General features: G+C 69.4%; 20 protein-coding genes. 10 read left to right on the forward strand and 10 right to left on the reverse strand.

The genetic code is table 11. The features are described 5' to 3' along the window. Positions 1 to 44: 44 nt before the first annotated feature. A complete protein-coding gene (locus tag ON29_RS16735; RefSeq protein ID WP_040867281.1) occupies positions 45 to 1,082 on the reverse strand; it encodes an LLM class F420-dependent oxidoreductase in 1,038 nt (345 codons plus the stop codon). A 147-nt stretch (positions 1,083 to 1,229) separates the two neighbouring features. Here ON29_RS16735 and ON29_RS16740 point away from each other — a divergent pair, with 147 nt between their 5' ends. Beyond that, positions 1,230 to 1,889: a cyclodeaminase/cyclohydrolase family protein gene (locus ON29_RS16740; RefSeq protein WP_083863617.1), complete on the forward strand. Its 660-nt coding sequence runs from the start codon at positions 1,230 to 1,232 to the stop codon at positions 1,887 to 1,889. Between the two features lie 27 nt (positions 1,890 to 1,916). On the opposite strand, the gene ON29_RS16745 is transcribed toward ON29_RS16740, so the two are convergent. Further along, a complete protein-coding gene (locus ON29_RS16745) occupies positions 1,917 to 2,819 on the reverse strand; it encodes an NADP-dependent oxidoreductase (protein WP_040867284.1) in 903 nt (300 codons plus the stop codon). Positions 2,820 to 2,885: 66 nt separating this feature from the next. Here ON29_RS16745 and ON29_RS16750 point away from each other — a divergent pair, with 66 nt between their 5' ends. From ON29_RS16750 to ON29_RS33905, 4 genes are all read left to right on the forward strand, one after another. Beyond that, positions 2,886 to 3,320, forward strand: a complete 435-nt coding sequence (locus ON29_RS16750) for a winged helix-turn-helix transcriptional regulator (protein WP_051175291.1) — start codon at positions 2,886 to 2,888, stop codon at positions 3,318 to 3,320. A 195-nt stretch (positions 3,321 to 3,515) separates the two neighbouring features. Next, positions 3,516 to 4,265 carry a L,D-transpeptidase gene (locus ON29_RS16755; RefSeq protein ID WP_040867370.1) on the forward strand — a complete coding sequence of 250 codons (750 nt, stop codon included), beginning with the start codon at positions 3,516 to 3,518 and terminating at the stop codon, positions 4,263 to 4,265. Between the two features lie 54 nt (positions 4,266 to 4,319). Next, on the forward strand, positions 4,320 to 4,967 hold the full coding sequence (locus ON29_RS16760; protein WP_063825338.1) for a nucleotidyltransferase domain-containing protein: 648 nt from the start codon (positions 4,320 to 4,322) through the stop codon (positions 4,965 to 4,967). 162 nt (positions 4,968 to 5,129) lie between these two features. Continuing rightward, positions 5,130 to 5,873 carry a DUF8176 domain-containing protein gene (locus ON29_RS33905; protein WP_051175293.1) on the forward strand — a complete coding sequence of 248 codons (744 nt, stop codon included), beginning with the start codon at positions 5,130 to 5,132 and terminating at the stop codon, positions 5,871 to 5,873. Positions 5,874 to 5,882: 9 nt separating this feature from the next. On the opposite strand, the gene ON29_RS16770 is transcribed toward ON29_RS33905, so the two are convergent. Next, positions 5,883 to 6,746, reverse strand: coding sequence for a bifunctional 5,10-methylenetetrahydrofolate dehydrogenase/5,10-methenyltetrahydrofolate cyclohydrolase (locus tag ON29_RS16770; RefSeq protein WP_040867285.1), 864 nt, complete (start codon positions 6,744 to 6,746; stop codon positions 5,883 to 5,885). 482 nt (positions 6,747 to 7,228) lie between these two features. On the opposite strand from ON29_RS16770, the gene ON29_RS16775 reads away from it, so the two are divergent. Then, positions 7,229 to 8,098 carry a YdcF family protein gene (locus tag ON29_RS16775; protein ID WP_040867287.1) on the forward strand — a complete coding sequence of 290 codons (870 nt, stop codon included), beginning with the start codon at positions 7,229 to 7,231 and terminating at the stop codon, positions 8,096 to 8,098. A gap of 95 nt (positions 8,099 to 8,193) precedes the next feature. Continuing rightward, complete coding sequence (locus ON29_RS16780) at positions 8,194 to 8,997, forward strand: putative protein N(5)-glutamine methyltransferase (protein WP_040867290.1); 804 nt, start codon at positions 8,194 to 8,196, stop codon at positions 8,995 to 8,997. Between the two features lie 160 nt (positions 8,998 to 9,157). Here the strand turns inward: ON29_RS16780 and ON29_RS16785 are convergent, their stop codons facing one another. Together ON29_RS16785 and ON29_RS16790 are read right to left on the reverse strand one after the other, a co-directional pair. Then, positions 9,158 to 9,988, reverse strand: coding sequence for an SDR family NAD(P)-dependent oxidoreductase (locus ON29_RS16785; RefSeq protein ID WP_040867292.1), 831 nt, complete (start codon positions 9,986 to 9,988; stop codon positions 9,158 to 9,160). 33 nt (positions 9,989 to 10,021) lie between these two features. Continuing rightward, a complete protein-coding gene (locus tag ON29_RS16790; RefSeq protein WP_040867293.1) occupies positions 10,022 to 11,593 on the reverse strand; it encodes a succinic semialdehyde dehydrogenase in 1,572 nt (523 codons plus the stop codon). A gap of 149 nt (positions 11,594 to 11,742) precedes the next feature. Here ON29_RS16790 and ON29_RS16795 point away from each other — a divergent pair, with 149 nt between their 5' ends. Further along, positions 11,743 to 12,426, forward strand: a complete 684-nt coding sequence (locus tag ON29_RS16795) for a TetR/AcrR family transcriptional regulator (RefSeq protein ID WP_040867294.1) — start codon at positions 11,743 to 11,745, stop codon at positions 12,424 to 12,426. Between the two features lie 15 nt (positions 12,427 to 12,441). Here the strand turns inward: ON29_RS16795 and ON29_RS16800 are convergent, their stop codons facing one another. From ON29_RS16800 to ON29_RS16815, 4 genes are read right to left on the reverse strand one after another with little or no spacing between them, the layout of a single operon-like run. Continuing rightward, entirely contained in the window at positions 12,442 to 13,365 is a 924-nt protein-coding gene (locus tag ON29_RS16800; protein WP_169332583.1) for a short-chain dehydrogenase/reductase, read from the reverse strand. Beyond that, positions 13,362 to 14,828: a flavin-containing monooxygenase gene (locus tag ON29_RS16805; protein ID WP_040867295.1), complete on the reverse strand. Its 1,467-nt coding sequence runs from the start codon at positions 14,826 to 14,828 to the stop codon at positions 13,362 to 13,364. Before ON29_RS16805 ends, ON29_RS16800 begins: the two co-directional genes overlap by 4 nt. A 38-nt stretch (positions 14,829 to 14,866) precedes the next feature. Further along, positions 14,867 to 15,937, reverse strand: a complete 1,071-nt coding sequence (locus ON29_RS16810; protein ID WP_040867296.1) for a PDR/VanB family oxidoreductase — start codon at positions 15,935 to 15,937, stop codon at positions 14,867 to 14,869. After that, entirely contained in the window at positions 15,934 to 16,809 is an 876-nt protein-coding gene (locus tag ON29_RS16815; RefSeq protein ID WP_051175295.1) for a metal-dependent hydrolase, read from the reverse strand. Before ON29_RS16815 ends, ON29_RS16810 begins: the two co-directional genes overlap by 4 nt. 103 nt (positions 16,810 to 16,912) lie before the next feature. Between ON29_RS16815 and ON29_RS16820 the strand changes: the two genes are divergently transcribed. Next, positions 16,913 to 17,575, forward strand: a complete 663-nt coding sequence (locus ON29_RS16820) for a TetR/AcrR family transcriptional regulator (RefSeq protein WP_040867298.1) — start codon at positions 16,913 to 16,915, stop codon at positions 17,573 to 17,575. 153 nt (positions 17,576 to 17,728) lie between these two features. Here the strand turns inward: ON29_RS16820 and ON29_RS35910 are convergent, their stop codons facing one another. Beyond that, complete coding sequence (locus ON29_RS35910) at positions 17,729 to 17,890, reverse strand: hypothetical protein (RefSeq protein ID WP_157172811.1); 162 nt, start codon at positions 17,888 to 17,890, stop codon at positions 17,729 to 17,731. A 99-nt stretch (positions 17,891 to 17,989) separates the two neighbouring features. On the opposite strand from ON29_RS35910, the gene ON29_RS16825 reads away from it, so the two are divergent. Beyond that, a partial coding sequence (locus ON29_RS16825) for a 3-oxoacyl-ACP synthase III family protein (protein WP_373283883.1) occupies positions 17,990 to 18,553 on the forward strand: 564 nt, incomplete at its 3' end.

Genomic DNA, 18,553 nt, shown 5'->3' on the forward strand with positions numbered 1-18,553 from the left:
GCCGCTGCCGCCGTCGCACCCCGCGACGGCGGCAGCGCCTTGTCTCAGACCAGTTCGCGCAACTGTTCGATCAGCTTGACGCGCTCGGCGGCGGTGGCCGCCATCGGCACCACGTTGAGGACCGTAACGCCCGCCTCCCTGAAGGCCGCGACCCGCTCCTTGACATAGCCTGCCGGACCGACCAGGGAGATGTCCCGGACCAGCTGGTCCGGCACCGCCTTGGTCGCGGCTTCCTTCTCCCCCGCCAGATACAGCTCCTGGATGCGGTCGGCCTCGGCGCCGTAGCCGTATTTCGTGGCCAAGGTGTGGTAGAAGTTCTTGCCCTTGGCGCCCATGCCGCCGATGTAGAGCGCCAGATGCGGCTTCACGAACTCCAGCAGCGGGTCGACGTTGTCCCCGATGGCCAGCGCCGGGCCCGCGTAGACGTCCAGGTCACCGAGGACCGGATCGCGCTTGGCGAGACCGGCGGTGAGCGAGTCGGCCCACACCTCCTTCGCCTTCTCCGGCAGGAAGAAGATCGGCTGCCACCCCTCGGCGATCTCGGCGGCCAGTTCCACGTTCTTCGGGCCGAGCGCGGCCAGCAGCACCGGAATGCGCTCGCGCACCGGGTGGTTGATCAGCTTGAGCGGCTTACCGAGGCCGGTGCCCCGGTCGGCGGGCAGCGGGATCTGGTAGTACTTGCCCTGATATTCCAGGCGCTCGCGCCGCCAGACCTTCCGGCAGATCTCCACCAGTTCGCGGGTGCGGCCGATCGGCGCGTCATAGGGCACGCCGTGGAAGCCCTCGATCACCTGCGGACCCGACGCGCCCAGCCCGAGTACGTAGCGTCCGTCGGAGACGAAGTCCAGGCCCGCCGCGGTCATGGCGGTCAGGCTCGGTGTGCGCGTGTAGAGCTGCAGGATGCCGGAGGCCAGCTGCAGGGTGGTGGTCTTGGCGGCCAGGTAGCCGAGCGCGCTCACCGCGTCGAACGAGTACGCCTCGGGCACGAACACGATGTCCAGGCCCGCCCGCTCGAGGTCGGCGACTTCGGCCGCCGCCTCTTTGAAGCCCCCCGAGTAGTTGATGCTCAATCCGATGCGCATAGCACTCAACATAACGGCGGGTACGTCCCGGCCGCGCACCGGCCGGGTGCGAGCCCGGCAAGGCGTGGTCACACCCGAGGCGGCGGCGCCACGGGGTAGCGTCTACTCGTAGTCCTTCCTCGCCGTAGAACGAAAGGCAATACGCACGTGTCGCAGCCCAGCTCGTCGTCCACGGAAACTGCGCCGTCCTCCGGCGAGGTCACCCTCGCGCAGTACCTGGGCGATCTGGCCGCCAAGATTCCCGCACCGGGCGGCGGCGCGGTGGCGGCGTTGCACGCCGCGCAGGGCGCCGCGCTCGTCGCGATGGTCGCGCGTTACACCACTCGCGCCAAGGACGCCGAGAACCGGCCGGTGATCGACCGGATCATCGAAGCCGCCGACGCCGCCCGCGAGCGCGCACTCGCGCTGGCCGACGCGGACGCCGCCGCGTTCACGGCCGTCGGCGCCGCCTACAAGCTGCCCAAGGACACCCCGGAGGACCTCGCCGCCCGCACCGCGGCGATCAACGCCGCGCTGATCGAGGCCGCCCGCGTGCCCGCCGAGGTCGTCGACGAGGCCGACGAGGTGCTCTCGCTGGCCGCGGAGCTGTTCCCGATCGGGAATCCGAACGTCGTCACCGATATCGGCGCGGCCGCCGACGCCTGCCGCGCCGCCGCGACCACCTCGCAGCTCAACATCGAGATCAACGTGGCATCGCTGCCCGCCGCCGAGGGCGACCGGTTCGCCGCGGTCCTGATCCGGATCGAGGAGCTGACCGCGCGGGCGGACGCCCTGCACGCCGACGTCGTGCACGCCGTCCGCCGATAGCCGCGCGATCGCGCCGGGGCCGCCCGTTCAGGCGGGCGGATTCCAGGCGACCAGTACGACCTTGCCGCGCACCCGTCCCGATTCGCCGAGTTCGTGCGCCTTCGCGGCATCCGAGAGCGGCAGCACCTGGTCGATGGTCGCCCGGAGGTGACCGCGCTCGACCATCGTGGTGATCTCGCGCAGTGATACCGCCGAGGGTTCGACATAGAACCGCTCGTAACGCGGGTCAGCTTCCGCGTCCGACCCCTGGGTATCGATCAACCTGCCGTCGGGCCGCAGCACCGGAAGGGACCGGGACCCGTACGTACCGCCGACCAGATCCAGCACATAGTCGACGTCGCGCGCCACCGCGCCGAAATCGACCGCGGTGTAGTCGATCACCTCGTCGGCGCCGAGACCGCGCAGGTACTCGTGGTTGACCGCACGCGCGGTGCCGATCACGTGCGCTCCGCGATGCTTGGCGATCTGCACCGCCAGATGCCCGACGCCTCCCGCGGCCGCGTGCACCAGCACGCGCTCCCCGGCACCGAGGGCGGCCAGCGCCTGCCAGGCGGTCAGCGCCGCCGTCGGCAGTGCAGCGGCGTGTACCAGATCGATGTTCCTCGGCACCGCTGACAACGTGTGCGCTTGTGCCACAACGTATTCCGCGTTCGCTCCGCCGAACACCATGCCGTACACGGGAGCGCCGATCGCGAACCGGTCCACCCCGGCACCGAGTTCCTCGACGACACCCGCCACATCGAGTCCCAGCGTCAGCGGTGGATCGCCGAGCTTCCCGAGCAGTCCGGCGCGCACCTTCCAATCGGCTGCGTTGACGCTGGTCGCGGCGACCCGTACCAGCACCTCCCCCGGGCCGGGCCGCGGCCGATCCACCTCGACCACCTCCAGGACTTCCGGGCCACCGAACGCGTACTGCGTGATTGCGAGCATGTACCGATTCTCTGGCCACCTGGTACCTTTCGGGAAGAAGGCACCTTCTTGATACCGAGGTTCCCCATGGATACCGTATGTGACCGGCCGGATACCGGCAGTTTGGTCGAGAGCTACCTGCATCACTGCCCCGCGCGGGAAGTGCTGGCCGTCCTCGCCGACAAGTGGGTGATGCTGGTGCTGAGCGTCCTGCGCTCCCATGCGGGGCCGATCCGCTTCAACGAACTGCGCCGCCGCCTCGACGGCATCACGCAGAAGATGCTCACCCGAACCCTGCGCAACTTGGAGCGGGAGGGCCTCGTGCGCCGGGCGGTCTACCCCACGGTGCCGCCCCGGGTGGAGTATTCGCTCACCGAACTCGGTGCGAGCATCGGTGCGATCAGTCACGCCATGGGCGTCTGGGCCGTCGAACACCAGGACCGAATCCTCGCCGCGCGAGCGGAATTCGACACGCGAGCCGCGGCCGAACCGGAACCGCTGCCACGCGGACTCGCGCGCTGACCGCATCGTCGGGCCCCTGCCCGTAGGGCTCGAGCGACTCACTGCCGTTTCGACCGCACCCGGCGGGGTACGCGGTCATTGGTGGGCCTATCCCCAGCACAACCGGACCATGGACCGGTTCTATCCGTGGCCGAGTTGATCATGGGGGCTTAAAATGTTCCTTGCCTACCACACCAGCTCGAAGGGGTGGACGCCATGAGGAGCGCCATTCGGTACCTGTTCCTCGCGACCGTGATCGTGGCACTGGCCGCGTTCGGATCGGGTGCGGCGGTCGCGACGATGATCGTGCGGCCGACGCCTCCGGTGGCAGCGATCGGACCCTCGAACGGCCAGGTGGTGGGCGTGGCTCATCCCGTGACCATTCGGTTCGCCGCACCTGTCACGGATCGCGCGAAGACGGAACAATCCATCGACATCAGAACGACCCGGCCGTTGCCGGGCACATTCGCGTGGACCGACGATCGCGAAGCCGTGTGGACGCCGACCGGGTTCCTGCCCGCCGACGCCACCGTCCTCGTCTCGGTCGGTGGCGCGCGCACGGAATTCCGCACCAACGCGGGTGTGTTCGGCGAGGCGAACATGTCGGCGCATACCTTCACGGTCACCGTCGGCGGCACCGTCGTCCGCACGATGCCGGCCTCGATGGGCAAGCCGGGGTACGAAACACCGGCCGGCACCTGGCCGGTGCTGGAGAAGTTCCGTTCCGTCGTGTTCGACTCCCGCACCATCGGCATCCCGCTGAGTTCGCCGGAGGGCTACGTCATCAACGGCGAGTTCGCCGAAAGACTCACGTGGGGAGGCGTTTTCATCCACTCGGCGCCATGGTCGGTGGACCAGCAGGGTTATGCGAACGTCAGCCACGGCTGCATCAACCTCTCCCGCGACGACGCCGAATGGGTCTATCACACGATCGGCGTCGGCGATCCGGTCGTCACGCACTGGTGAGCGGCGCCCTCCGCCGGGTAGCGTCTGGCGACATACCCGAGGGGAGGGCCATCCGTGCGCGAGTTTCCGATCCCACCACCGCGTGACGCGAAGGAAGCCGAGTTCCAAGACCTCTGGGGCCCATGGGCTCTCGTCACGCCGCGCGATGTGGGCGAGATCCTCGGCGACATCGACGCCCCGTGGTGGATCGCGGGCGGGTGGGCGATCGACGCATGGACCCGAACGCGGCGCGAGCACAGTGATGTCGACGCGGCGATGTTCCGTGCCGATCTGCCCGCTCTGCGCACTGCGGCACGAGGCCGCTTGCACATCTGGTCCGCGGGCCCGGACGGCATTCGCCCCGTCGATGACCGCTTCCCCGCCTTACCCGACAGCGCCGACCAGGTCTGGCTGCGGGCGAACGCACGGTCTCCGTGGCTGATCGACCTCCTGCTGAATCCCGGACAGCGGGGCGCCTGGGTCAACCGGCGCGATCGGACCATGGTCGTACCCCTCGACGAGGTGACCTGGATCGCGGACGACGGCATCCGCTACCTGAATCCCGAGTTCGTGCTGATCTTCAAAGTGAAACAGGCCCGGCCGAAAGACCGCGTCGACCTCGAACGGACCTGGCCGGAGTTGAGTGCCGCCCAGCGCACCGTGGTGCGGACCTACGTGTCCGACCACTACCCGGAGCACGAATGGCTGGCTCTGCTGAAGTGACACCCCGCCCACCGGCCACCTCGAGCCCGCGTGGGAGACCCGCCGGTATCCTCCGGTAGGCGGACGGCTCAATTGTGAACGCGGCAGGGCGTTCCCGCGTCGTGGCGATGCGGTTAATCTGACGGGGACCTGATGAAGGGCGGGGCGATGGATCGACCGGAGATGAGCGCGCGACCCGGCTACGACCGGGGAAATCCGTATGGCACCGGGGTGCCCGGGCAGGCGCCGGCCGGCGAGGAGTACCGCGGCGAGTGGGCCACGTGGGTGGATCGGCCGCAGGACCAGGCGCAGCCCACCGAACCCGTGCACACGCAGGCGCCCGGTCCGGACGAGTACGAAGATCAATTCGCGGGACTGATCGACCGCTCTCCCGCGCCGCGTAAGACGCGGCGGTGGGCGGTACCACTGCTCGGCACGCTCGGCGTCGCCGCGCTCGGGTTCGCGGCCTTCCTCCAGTTCGGGACCGGTGGCTCCGACCGGCAGGCCGCGGGGCCGGTCCCGTCCGCGCAGGCCACCGCTCCGGCGGCGCCGGTCGCGCAGTGCCCCGCCGAGCGGGTCGGCAACCGGATCCAGGGCAATGGCGTGGGCGGCTTCGATTCCGGTCCCGCGGTGATCTTCGCCTTCCAGCACGCCTATTACGTGGACCGGTCCGGCGAGCAGGTCCGCGCCACCACCACCGCGGACGCCGCGGTACAGGCCGCCGACGCCATCCAGCGCGGCATCGACAGCATCCCCGCGGGCACCACCCACTGCGTGGCGATCACTCCCGGCGCGTTCGCGGGCCAGTACACCGTAGTGGTCACCGAACATCGCCCCGGGCAGCAGCCGGTCACCTACAACCCGCAGGTCGTCACCACTACCAAGGACGGCGGCCGCACGCTCATCAGCGCCATCGCCCGGGGGTGAGGCGGCTTCTCAGGCAGTGCCGCTCGGCCGGTCGGATTCGGCGGCGGTGACGACGTGGCGCATCAGCAGGGCCGTGGTGACCGGGCCCACGCCGCCGGGGACGGGGCTGAGCCCGGCCGCCTTGCCGCGCACCGACTCGGCGTCGACATCGCCGACGATCTTGCCGTCGGGAGCCTCGTTGGTGCCGACATCGATGACCACCGCACCCTCCCTGACGTGCTCGCCGGAGATCAGGCCGATGCGGCCCGCCGCGGCGACGACGACGTCTGCGGTGGCGGTGACGGCGGCGAGGTCGGCGGTGCGCGAATGACACACCGTGACGGTGGCGTCTTTCGCCAGCAGCAGCTGCGCCAGCGGCTTCCCGACGACGTTCGAGCGGCCGACGACCGCGACGTGCCGGCCGGTCAGCGGGATCTCGTGGTGTTCGAGCAGTTCGACTACGGCCTCGGACGTGGCGGGGACGAAACCGTCCAGCCCGGCCGCGAGCAGGCCGAGCGACAGCGGGCTGACGCCGTCGACGTCCTTGGACGCGACGATCGCGGAACTCACGTCGTCGAGCGTGACACCCGCCGGGAGGGGCGTCTGCAGCATGATCGCGTCGGTCGCCGAGTCCGCACCGCGCGCGGTGAGCTCGGCGCGGATCTCCGCGGCGCTCGCCTCGGGACCGAGATCGACCGTGTCGCAGGCTATTCCGAGTCGCTCGGCCGCCTTGCGGAGCGAGTTCACATACCAGGCGCTCGCCGGGTCGTCGTTCGCCACCACGAGGGCGAGGCGCGGGGCGGCGCCGCCGTCGGTGAGCGCGGCGGCGCGGGCCTTGGTGTCGGCGTTGATGGCGGCGGCGAGTTCCTTGCCGGACAGCGAAACGGTATCCACGTTGACACAGCCTAACGGGCGCGGCCGGGTGTGGTCCTCCCCCGCCCGCCTCCGGCGTTGCAAACTCGGGGCAATCACACGGCGAGCCTGACTCGATCAGGCCATGCGACCACAGCGAGGCCGGACGGCGCACGCAGCAGCACGGTAGTCGCCGACCATGGCACGCCGGTGGCAGGTGCGGCGGCACAGCCGCACCGCCGACGACGACAGTAAACAGCCCCACCGGTATTTCCCCAGTGCCACTGTGTTTCAAGTAGTTTCGAATGCCTTCGGAGCCGAAAAGGCCGCCGCGATCCCGCCGCGAAAACGAACCAACCCCCCGGTTTCGCCCCCGGCACGCGCACCGGGGGCGACATCGCGGGAGCCCGTTCGCGAATTGCCGGTTGGACGAAGAGTTCGCCCGTATGGTATTTCGTGTTTGCCCCAGCTAACTGCTAGCACGTGCCAACCCGTTCCACAGCGGAAAGGTGACGACTGTAGTGATGATCTCGAGGCAGTGGAAACTTCTCGTCGCGGCGTCGTTCGCCGCGTTCTCGCTCACCGGTCTGGCCGGTGTCCCCGCGCACGCCGCGCCGGAGACCGACGCCCTGTACAACTCCGCCCAGCGCCACTTCACCAACGGCGACGACGCCGCGGGCCGGGCCGACCTGCACAATCTGATCGGCGCCGACCCCGCCGACGCCGAAGCGCTCGCCCTGCAGGCGATCTGGTCCGACTACGCCGGTGACCTGCCCGCGTTCTTGGACGCCATGGCACGGCTGCACGTGGTCGATCCGGGCCTGGCACAGGGCACCGACAACGTGCTCGGTGCCGTGCGCGCCGCGGTGGGCACGCTGCCGAACCCGCTGCCCGCGCTGGCGGGGCCGCAAACCGGCATCGTCGTGCTCGGCTACGGCCTTTTGCCGGATGGAGCGTTGCGCCCCGAACTGGTGAACCGGCTCACCGCCGCGTGGTTGCAGTCCATCGCCGCGCCGCTGTCGCCGATCGTCGTCACCGGCGGGAATCCGCAGAACGGCATCACCGAGGCCGAGGCCATGCGCGACTGGCTGGTCGCCCACGGCGTAGCGCCCGCGCGCATCCACGTGGAGAGCCGCGCCGGCTCGACCGTGCAGAACGCGCTGTTCAGCACGAGGCTGCTGCGGGATGTCGGTGCGACGAGCGCGATCGTGGTCACCTCGCCGAACCACATCCGCCGCGCCGTCGCCGATTTCGTCGTCGCGGGCACCCGGGTCGTCGGCGCGACGACCTCGCTCGAACAACTGGTCTCGCAACTGCCGCCGCCCGGCAAGCCGGGCCAGCGCGGCATCTATCTCGACGCCACGCGTACCTTCCAGCTCAGCACGGCGCGCTGATCACCGGCAGATCGGGATTCGCGCCGAGCGCGCCGGTCCCGATCGCCGGGGAAATTCGTTGGCGGCGTCCCGCGTGGGCGCGGCAGGATGGCCCGGTGAGGTCAGCCGGAAATTCCGAGGTGGTCGCCCGGCTCCGGGCGGCGGGCTGCGTGTTCGCCGAGGACGAGGCGCGACTGCTCACGGCCGCCGCCGCGGAGACCGGCGTCGCGCTGGAATCGCTCGTCGCCCAGCGCATCGCCGGTAGCCCGCTGGAGCACCTGCTCGGCTGGGCGGAGTTCCACGGGCTGCGGGTCGCGGTGTCTCCCGGCGTCTTCGTGCCCCGGCAGCGCACCGCGTTCCTCGTCGACCGCGCGGTGGAGCTGATCCACGCCCGGCCGGGTCATCCGGTGGTGGTCGATCTGTGCTGCGGCTCCGGCGCGCTCGGGCTGGCGGCGGCTCGGACCGCCGCCGACGAAGGTCGTCCGGTCACGCTGGCGGCCGCCGACATCGATCCGATCGCGGTCGAGTGCGCCCGCCGGAATCTCACCCCGCTCGGCGCACCGGTCTACGAAGGGGATCTCTTCGAGCCCCTACCTGGGGAATTGCGCGGTTGTATCGACATCCTGCTCTGCAACACCCCGTACGTGCCCTCGGAGATGATCGCCCGGATGCCGCCGGAGGCCCGCGACCACGAACCACGCACCGCCCTCGACGGCGGCCCGGATGGCTTGGACGTCTTGCGCCGGGTCGCGGCCCAGGCCGCCGATTGGCTGTCTCCGGGCGGGCATCTGCTCGTGGAGTCCAGCGAGGATCAAGCGCCGACCGCGCTCGCCGTGCTGGCGGAGAACAATCTCGCGGGCCGGGTCGCGGCATCCGAAGAGCATTACGCGACCGTGGTCATCGGCACCCGTCCACGCTGACCACCCGTCGCTGACCACCCGTCGAGGAAGCGCCGTACCCCATTCGAGCGGTGCGGCCTGGGAGTTCACCGCGCCGCTCGGTGGCCGTGACCGACATGCCTCGCACACGCCGGTGTGGGGCCGCAGTGATTTCCGGGCGCCGGGGCGAACGCGCCGCGCTCTACTTCTCGCGACCGGTGAACTGGTCCATGGAGTGGTAGACGCCGACCGTGTCGAGGAACAGGTCACGCAGCTTGATCGGCAGCAGGCCGGAGATCGCCTTGTTCAGCCGCGAGGTCCACGGCAGCACGACCAGCGGGGTGCCGTTCTTCATCTCCCGCCACGAGGTGTCGACCACCTTGTCCTGGTCCAGGATCGGGGTGAACAGGAAGCCCTTGGCGCCCTCGAACATTCCGGTGTTGATGTAGGTCGGGCAGACCGTGGTGATCGTCACGTGCTCGTGGCCGGCCTGTTCCAGTTCGATGCGCACCGAGTCCGACCAGCCCAGCGCCGCCCACTTGGAGGCGGCGTACACGCTCATGCGCGGGTTGGACACCAGGCCCGCCGAGGAGGCGATGGTCAGCACCCGCGCCTCGGTGGTTCCGGCGACCATGGCGGGCAGGAACTCGAGCGTGACGTACATCGGGGCGAGGGAGTTGATCGCCATGGTCTTGTCGATGTCGGCGCGGTTCGGCGTTTCCCAGAAGTAGCTGTTGCCGCGCACGATGCCGGCGTTGTTGACCAGGATGTCGATGCCGCCGACCTGCTCGCGCACGCCGGCCGCCGCCTCGGCGATCGCCTCGGGCGAGGCCACGTCCACGACGAAGTGATGAACGGCGCTGCCGCGGCCGGTCAGCTCGGCGGCGGTGTCCTTCAGCGCGGCCTCGTTGATGTCCCACAGCACCACCGCCGCGGCGCCTTCGCGCACCGCCCGGTCGGCGAACAGCTTGCCAAGGCCCATCGCGGCCCCCGTGACCAGGACCCTCTTGCCCGCCACCGTGTCCAGTTTCATCCGTACCGCTTCCTGATCCGTGAGTCGTGCGAGTTACTTCTGCCGAAGCGCTTTCATGACGCCGAAATACAGCGTCATCGTCTTGGCCCAGAGCGCTTCGGACATGCCGGGCAGCGGAGCGATCGGCACTACCCGCTGCACCGCGATGGTCTGGGTGTCGATGTACTTGAGCAGGCCCTCGGGACCGTGCCTGCGTCCGGTGCCGGAGATGCCGAGCCCGCCGGACGGCGCGTCGGCGCTGCCCCAGGCGGCGATGAAGCCCTCGTTGACGTTCACCGAGCCCGCCTCGATCCGCGCCGCCACCGCGCGACCGCGGGCGGTGTCCTTGGTCCAGACACTGGCGTTGAGGCCGTAGGCGGTGTCGTTGGCCTGTTCGACGGCTTCCTCGTCGCTGCTCACGCGGTAGATCGAGACCACGGGGCCGAAGGTCTCCTCGCGGTGCACCGTCATGCCCGGCCGCACGCCGGACAGCACGGTGGGCTCGTAGAAATACGGTCCGAGGTCCGGACGCGCGCGACCGCCCGCCAGCACCGTGGCGCCCTTGGCCACCGCGTCGTCGACATGCGCGACGACCGTGTCGAGCTGACGCCGGAAGGTCAGCGATCCCATGTCGCTGTGGTAGTCCAGACCGCCGCCGAGCCGGATGGCCTCGACGTGCCCGACGAATTCGGTGACGAAGCGGTCGTAGACGCTGTCGTGCACGTAGATGCGTTCCATCGACTCGCACAGCTGTCCCGCCGAGGCGAAGCAGGCCCGGATGGCGATCTTGGCGGCGCGTGAGACGTCCGCGTCGGCGAGCACCAGCAGCGGGTTCTTGCCGCCGAGTTCGAGCGAGTAGCCGATCAGGCGCTCACCCGCCTGCCGGGCGATGGTCCGTCCGGTCGCGCTGGAGCCGGTGTAGTCGACGTAGTCGGCGCGGGCGATCACCTCGCCGCCGATCACCGATCCGCGGCCGAGCACCGCCTGCCAGAGCCCGCGCGGCAATCCGGCGCGCACGGCGGCATCGATGGCCCACAGCGCGGTGAGCGCGGTCTGGTTGTCCGGACGCGCCACCACCGCGTTGCCCGCGACCAGGGCGGGCAGCGCGTCGGAGGCGGCCAGCGCCAGCGGATAGTTCCACGGCGAGATGACCGCGACCACGCCCTTGGGGCGATGCCGCACGTCGACCTGGGTGAGCACGGGAAGCACCCCGCGCGGTTTGCGCGTGGCCAGCAGCCGGGCCGCCACCGAGGCGTAGTACCTGGCGTTCACGGCCACGTCGCCGACCTCGTCGAAGGCGTGGGCCCGCGCCTTGCCGGTCTCGGTCTGCACGATGTCGAGGATGGCGTCCTGCTCGGCCAGCACGATGTCGTGGAATCGGCGCAGCACCGCGATCCGTTCCCGCACCGGACGTCGCGCCCACTGGCGCTGGGCTTCGCGGGCGGTGGCGAACGCGGTCTCGATGTCGTCGGCGCAGGACTGCGGCAGATCGACAATCTTCGCGCCGGTCGCGGGTGCGAACACTTCGACGGTGGGCGCCCCTCCGGCGACGGCGTGCGCGAGCAACGGCTGCACCAGCGACGGGGACAGCGCGTCGGCGGTGGCCGGTTGGGAGGCGGTCGTCATGGCGGGCCCTCTCGAGGACGGTGGACCGCGCCGCGGACGCGTCCCATTAAATGAACAGTGGTGTTAGATTAATATCTATGTCACACCTCGTGTCAAGCTGTTCGTCGTGGCGCACAGGGATCCAGGGGGCCGCGTTGTGAGGCGGCACTATGCAGGCTGAGCCGACGGCCGCGCGGCGCGGCAGGCCGCCGCAGACGCAGGAGCAGGCCGAGGAGGTCCGCGCCCGGATCGTGCTCGCGACGGCGGAGGTGTTCACCCGCACGGGTTCCCGTGGGCTGAGCGTCGCGCAGATCATCGAGCAGGCGGGACTGGCCAGGCCGACCTTCTACCGCTACTTCGGCAACGCGAACGAACCGCTGCTCGCGGTGCTCGACAGTTCCAACGAGGGGTTGGTCGGCGGCATCCGCGCGGCGCTGGCGGGCACCGACGAGCCGGTCGAGCTGGGTATCCGGCTGATCGACGCCTACCTGGACTGGGCGCGCGGACACGGCCCCATGCTGCGGCCGCTGTTCGCCGAGCTGCACGATCCGGGTTCGCCGGTGTCGGCGTACCGCGAACGCGCGCTCGACGACATCCGCGATCTGGTGCGCGAGACGTTCGCCGAGCTGGGCAGGCCGGTGCCGAGCCCACTCGACCTGGACGCGGCGCTGCACCTGTGCGAGTACGTGGTCTACCGGATCTCCGCGGGCACCGCGCCCGGCGCCGAACCGGACGCGGACACCGTCGCGGCGGCGCGCCTGACGATGATCCGCGTGCTGCTCACGACGCTCGGCACGCGCGTCGACGTGGAGTACGCGCTGACGCTGCCCGCGATCTTTCCCGCCGCGCCGTAGTCCGGCCCGCGCGCGTCAGCGCGGTACCGGGGTGACGGGATGATCGGCGTCGATGACGCGCTGTTCGACCCGGTGGATCAGGTCGTGCACGCGCGGGTCCCGCGCCAGCCTGCTGTCCAGCACCACGTTGATCACGCCGCGGAACAACGCGTAGGGCTCCCACTGCGGCGGCGCGATGGTGCGGGCCGCGCGCCGGGCGATGCCGTCGGCGATGGATTCCGCCGCGTCGCGCACGGTGATGCGCAGATTGAGCGGCCAGGGCAGCAATGCGCCCAGGTCGGCGCCCAGCTCGTCCTCGTCCAGCGTGCCGTGCGTCATCGCGGTGTCGACGATGCCGAAGTACGCCACGCCCGCCGTCGCGCCCACCGCGGCGAGCTCGACCCGCAGCGCCCGCCCGAACTGCTCTACCGCGGCTTTGCTCACCATGTAGGGCGAACCGGCCATGCCGGGCGCGAACGCCGCGGCGGAGGAGACCACGACGACGTGCCCTTTCGCGGCGACGATGTCCTCCAGCGCGGGATGCACGGTGTTGAACACCCCGGTCACATTGATGCCGATGACCCGATCGAAGTCGCCGGGGTTCATCGTCCGGATCGTGGCCGGCTCCGGCACCACGCCCGCGTTGGCCACCACGACATCGATCCGGCCGAAACGCTCGCGCACCCGGGAGATGGCTTCGCGCATCCCGATTCGATCGGAGACGTCCGCGCGCACGACCAGCGCACGCTCCCCCATCGAGCGTCCGACGGCAGCGGCGGCGGCCTGGTCGATGTCGATCAGCGCCACCGAAGCGCCCGAGGCATAGAGTTTTTCGGCGAGCGCGCGGCCGATTCCGGTGCCCGCACCGGTGATCACCACCACCCGATCGCGCACATCCAGCCGATGCTCGGCAGGTGGGGACAGCAGCTGACGCAGCAGATCGACGACCACGACGCTCACCCGGCCTGCAACTGGTAGGACTCCGGATCGAAACGGCTTGTGCGCCGCCGGTATTCGAAACTCCAGTTCGGGTACAGACCGGCGTTGCCGCCGTCGGCGGTCTGGTAGTAGCTGCGGCATCCGCCGGTCAGCCAGGCGGTGTCGCGACTGCGCTCGGTCACCTCGTCGAGGAAGGCTCGCTGCACCTCCTCGCGCACATCGATCCGCTGGATGTTCCGCGCACGCATGGTGGTCACGGCATCGACGATATAGCGCACCTGCGCCTCGATCATATAGATCGCGGACTGATTGCCCGCCGCCCCGAACGGCCCCAGCGTGCAGAAGAAGTTCGGGAAGCCCGCCATGGCCGCGCCGAGGTAGCTGCTCGGACGCTCCCGGTAGCGGTCCCCGATGGAGCGACCGCCGAGCCCGTGGATCCGGTCGAAAACCGCGGGGGGAACGCCGAATCCGGTGCCCCAGATGATCGTGTCCACCGCGTGCTCCGCGCCGTCGGCGGTGACGATCGACCTGGCGCGGATCTCCCGGATCCCCTCGGTGACCACTTCGACGTTCGGCCGGGTCAGGGCCGGGTAGTAGGCGTCGGAGAAGATCGCGCGCTTACAACCGATCACGTAATCGGGGGTGAGTTTGCGACGCAGCTGCGGATCGCGCACCTGGCGCAGCAGCTGGAGTCTGCCCAGCGCCTCGTACGGATGCCGGAACCGCTTGTCCACGAAACCGACCAGACCGAAACCTTCGATGCCGGTGTAGAAGAGACCGCGGATCGCTTTGCCGAGCGCGGGGACCCGGCGCAGCAGCGCGCGTTCGGCGGGCAGCGTAGGGCGATCCAGTCGCGAGACGATCCACGGCGCCGAACGCTGGAACACGGTCAGCTCGCCCACCAGGGGCTGGATCTCCGGGATGAACTGCACGGCCGACGCGCCCGTGCCGATCACCGCGACGCGCTCGCCGGTGAGATCGTGTTCGTGATCCCAGTGCAGCGAATGGAATTGCGTCCCTTCGAAGGTATCCGCGCCCGGCACCCGCGGGATCCGCGCCTCGCTGAACGGCCCGACGGCGGAAACCAGCACCGCCGCGGTCAGCTCGCCGCGACCGGTACGCAGCCGCCACAGCGTGGCCGCGTCGTCCCAGCGCGCCTCGAGCAACTCGACGCCGAACCGCATGTGCCGCACCACGTCGTGGCGCGTCGCGACCGACCGGAGGTAGGCGAGGATCTCCGGCTGCGTGCCGTAGGTGCGCGACCAGTCCGGATTGGGCGCGAAGGAGTACGAGTACAGCTGGGAGGGCACGTCGCAGGCGCAACCGGGATAGGTGTTCGCCCGCCAGGTGCCACCCAGGTCATCCGCGCGCTCGAGCAGCACGAAATCATCGATGCCCGCTTCGCGCAGCGCGACCGCCAGACCGATCCCGGCTATCCCGGCGCCGATTACCGCGATCGGCACGTGTTCCGGATGCGCAGCCATGTCTTTCCTTCCACACGCGGGCGCCTGGCCCGCCGAGCTCACAGATCCAGGTGGAGTTCGCCGTCGCGCGCCCGGGAGACGCAGGTCAGCATCGTCTCCGCGCGCTCGGATTCGAGCAGCGACCGGTCCCGGTGGTCCACCGCGCCCGCGAGCACCCGTGTCTTGCAGGTGCCGCAGAATCCCTGCTGACAGGAGTAGGCCACGCCGGGCAGCACACGGCGGATCGCGCTGAGCGCGGACTCGTCGGCCGCGACCTCCACGTCGAACCCGCTGCGATGCAACCTGATCCGAAACGGCTCGCCGTCGCGCACGGGCAGCGGCGAGAAGCGCTCGGTGTGCAGCGAGGCCGTCGGATCGTGCAGTGCGAGCACCGCACGCGCGGCCTCGGCCAGCGGCGGCGGCCCGCACACGTATACCGCGGCGCCGGGCGGCGTCTGCTCGAAGATCATCCGCGCGTCGGGCACGCCGTACTCGTCGTCCGGCCGCACCACCACGTCGCCGCCGGTGTACCGGGCCAGGTCGTACAGGAACGGCATGCGCGAGCGGGACCGGCCCAGGTACATCAACCGCCAGGGCACTGCCGCGCGTTCGGCCGCGGCGACCATGGGCAGGATCGGCGTGATCCCGATGCCGCCCGCGACGAACAGATAACACGGCGCCTCGACGAGCGGGAACGCGTTGCGCGGACCGCGCACGCACAGCCGGTCACCGACCCGCAGATCCCGGTGGATCTCCGCGGAACCGCCCTCGCCGTCGGCGATGAGGCGCACCGCGATGCGGTAGAACCCGCGGTCGGCGGGGTCGTTGGTGAGCGAATACTGCCGCTGCCGACCGGACGGCAAGAAGACGTCCAGATGCGCGCCCGGCGTCCACGCGGGCAGTGGGCCGCCGTCGGGGTGGCACAGCCACAAGCTCACCACCCCGTCGGCCTCGTGCCCGATCCGGTCGACCACCACCTCGAATTCGTAGCCGGTGCGGCGGACCGGATCGGGACGCGAAAGCAATTGCGCGGCGTCGCTTTCGACGAACAGGCGCTTGTAGGCGTCGGCCGCCGAGCCGATCAGCCGCAGCGCGGCCCCTGGCTGGAACCGCTCCCCCACGGCGGTCACGCGTTCGCCGCCCGTGCCGCGGGCGACTGCGCGAGGTAACGCAGCGCGTTGTCCATCGGGCCGAGCTGCGACGGGTGGAAGCCCGGCCGCAGGTAGCGCGGAATCTCGGTGAAGAACGTCGTGAAGCTGGGCACCACGCCGCGCACCGACGCGCCGGCCAGCTGGAGCGGCCAGAATCGGCCTTTGTGCCGCGACGGGTCCTTGTGGAACAGGTAGCCCCCGGAGACGACGAACAGCACGAGCAATCCCGTGCTCGCGATGAGCGCCTGCCGCGCCTTGCGCGCGTATCCGCCGTCGACGTGCATGTACGCGTCGTAGACGACGCTGCGGTGCTCGACCTCCTCGGCGCCGTGCCAGCGGATCAGATCCAGCATCGCCGGGTGCATGCCCTTGGCTTCGAGGGTGTCGTTGGTGAGCAGCCACTCCCCGATGACCGCGGTGTAGTGCTCCATGCCCGCGAACAACGCCAGCCGCTCGCACAGCCACTCCCGCTTGGCCCGGCCGGTCAATCCGTGGTCGCCGAGGATGCGGTCGACCAGCCAGCTCACGCGATCGACCATCGGGCCGACGTCCAGGCCGAGCCGCTCCAATTGCTCGCGCGCCTTCTCGTGCGAACTGGCATGCATGGATTCCTGGCCGATGAAGCCGCGGACTTCCTCGCGTAACCGCTCGTCGTCGATCAGGGGTAACGCCTCGGCCAGCGCCTGCGCCATCGCGCGCTCACCCTCGGGGAGCACCAGGTGCATCACGTTGATGATGTGGGTGGCCATCGCCTCGCCGGGGATGTAATGCATCGGCACCGTGGCGAAGTCGAATTCCACCGCGCGCGCGTTGATGGCGTGTGTCTGGTCGGCGTATACGGCAGAACCCATCTCGCACCCCTCGTCATCGATCGGTGTCTTCGCAATGTATTGGTGACATCAGGTGCTGTCAACATCACATGATGTCAATTCGGTGCTATGAGAGGATGACGCTATGGACCAAGCCGACGGGGCGATTCCGGGCATGCGCCGCTGGCGCGGGCAATCGCCCGCCGACCGCGTCGCCGCACGCCGGGAACAGCTGGTCGAGGCGTGCACGGAGCTGATGGCGACCGTGGGCGCGGCCGAGACGTCGATGCGCGGCGTGTGCAGGCAGGCCGGACTCACCGAGCGCTACTTCTACGAGAGCTTCCCGAACCTCGACGCGTTGCTGACCACCGTGCTGGACACCGTCGTCCTCGGCGCGCGCGACCGGCTGCTCGACGAGCTGCCCAACGCGCCCATCGAACGCGACGCGATGTTTCGCCACATGGTCGGCGTCTTCACCGACTATCTGCTGGCCGACCGCCGCCGCGGCCGGATCATGTTCATCGAATCGCAGGCCACCCCCGTGCTCATGCCGCGCGCCAACGAACTCATCGGCTTGTTCACCGCGCCGATCGCGTTGACCATCAGCGCGGGCGACTACAGCCAGCCGGTGCCCGACGAGCACGACTACGCGCTCAACGCCAGCGCCATCTTCGGTGCACTCGCCTACCTCTACCGGCCCTGGCTCGACGGCGAAATCCCCATCTCCCGTGAACGTTTCGACGTGCACGCCGCCGACGTCATCGAGCGGATCGCCACCGCGCGCTCCGCGTCGAGCACCGAAGCCTGATCCCGGCTCGCACCGGTCACCGCGCCGCCCGACTTCCCTTCTGTCGCAACCTGTTCGGCTCGAAGTCAAATCGAGCGACAGGCAATCCGCACCGAAGGGGTGGCGCACAGTGAAGTCACTCACATCCGGCGAGAGAGACCCCCTGCCGACGACTCACGAACCGCCACCATCCGGCAATAGCCGATCGATTGCCATTCCGAAAGCGGCGCCGTGGCGAGCGTCGCGCGCCGCGCACAGCGGCGAACGCGAAATGCGGTGACGAACCGAATCGGCAGGTCGGATGGCAATACCGGCAAGCCATAGCCAGTCGGTCACCGGTTGGTGATACCTCACGAAACATGTACTGCTGGTCGTGATTTCCGTCTCAGACGGCGGCGCGAAATAGCTGTGGTCATTCGTTGTTACCGTCGGGTAGTGTTCATTGCACCGACGATCAGAGTCGATCCGGAACCGTATATCTCGACGATTTCAGGAGCGCTCGTGTCTCCCCATTCTCGCTTCGAATCCATCGGTGCCTATCTGCCTTCGCGAGTTGTCACCACCGCGGAATTGCTTTCCGGGCTGAAAGAACCGCCTTCGTTCGATCTGGAGAAAATCACCGGCGTACGCGAACGCCGGGTACGCGATACCAGGCCGGAAAGTCACGAGGACTCGTTCACGCTGGCCGTCAAGGCGGTAGAGGACTGTTTGTCCAGGTCAAAGTACGCTCCGGAGGAGATCGACGTAGTCATCTCCGCCTCGATCACCCGGAGCAAGCACGCGACCCGGGTATACATGGAGCCGTCGTTCGCGGGTTCGATAAGTCGCCTTATCGGAGCCAAGAACGCCATTACGTTCGACATCACGAATGCCTGCGCCGGAATGCTCACCGGCACCTACATCCTGGACCGTATGATTCGGTCCGGCGCCGTGCGAAACGGCCTGGTGGTCAGCGGCGAGGCCATTACTCCGATCGCCGAGACCGCGATCGCGGAGATT

It is taken from the genome of Nocardia exalbida NBRC 100660, assembly GCF_000308575.1.
Classification (GTDB): Bacteria; Actinomycetota; Actinomycetes; order Mycobacteriales; family Mycobacteriaceae; genus Nocardia; species Nocardia exalbida.

Bases quoted from the DNA above. Each gene is read 5' to 3' on its own strand.
- ON29_RS16820 (WP_040867298.1), top strand. From the start codon at position 16,913: ATGGACCAAGCCGACGGGGCGATTCCGGGCATGCGCCGCTGGCGCGGG.
- ON29_RS16795 (WP_040867294.1), top strand. From the start codon at position 11,743: ATGCAGGCTGAGCCGACGGCCGCGCGGCGCGGCAGGCCGCCGCAGACG.
- ON29_RS16735 (WP_040867281.1), bottom strand. From the start codon at position 1,082: ATGCGCATCGGATTGAGCATCAACTACTCGGGGGGCTTCAAAGAGGCG.
- ON29_RS16750 (WP_051175291.1), top strand. From the start codon at position 2,886: ATGGATACCGTATGTGACCGGCCGGATACCGGCAGTTTGGTCGAGAGC.
- ON29_RS33905 (WP_051175293.1), top strand. From the start codon at position 5,130: ATGAGCGCGCGACCCGGCTACGACCGGGGAAATCCGTATGGCACCGGG.
- ON29_RS16805 (WP_040867295.1), bottom strand. From the start codon at position 14,828: ATGGCTGCGCATCCGGAACACGTGCCGATCGCGGTAATCGGCGCCGGG.
- ON29_RS16815 (WP_051175295.1), bottom strand. From the start codon at position 16,809: ATGGGTTCTGCCGTATACGCCGACCAGACACACGCCATCAACGCGCGC.
- ON29_RS16755 (WP_040867370.1), top strand. From the start codon at position 3,516: ATGAGGAGCGCCATTCGGTACCTGTTCCTCGCGACCGTGATCGTGGCA.
- ON29_RS16775 (WP_040867287.1), top strand. From the start codon at position 7,229: ATGATCTCGAGGCAGTGGAAACTTCTCGTCGCGGCGTCGTTCGCCGCG.
- ON29_RS16790 (WP_040867293.1), bottom strand. From the start codon at position 11,593: ATGACGACCGCCTCCCAACCGGCCACCGCCGACGCGCTGTCCCCGTCG.
- ON29_RS16745 (WP_040867284.1), bottom strand. From the start codon at position 2,819: ATGCTCGCAATCACGCAGTACGCGTTCGGTGGCCCGGAAGTCCTGGAG.
- ON29_RS16785 (WP_040867292.1), bottom strand. From the start codon at position 9,988: ATGAAACTGGACACGGTGGCGGGCAAGAGGGTCCTGGTCACGGGGGCC.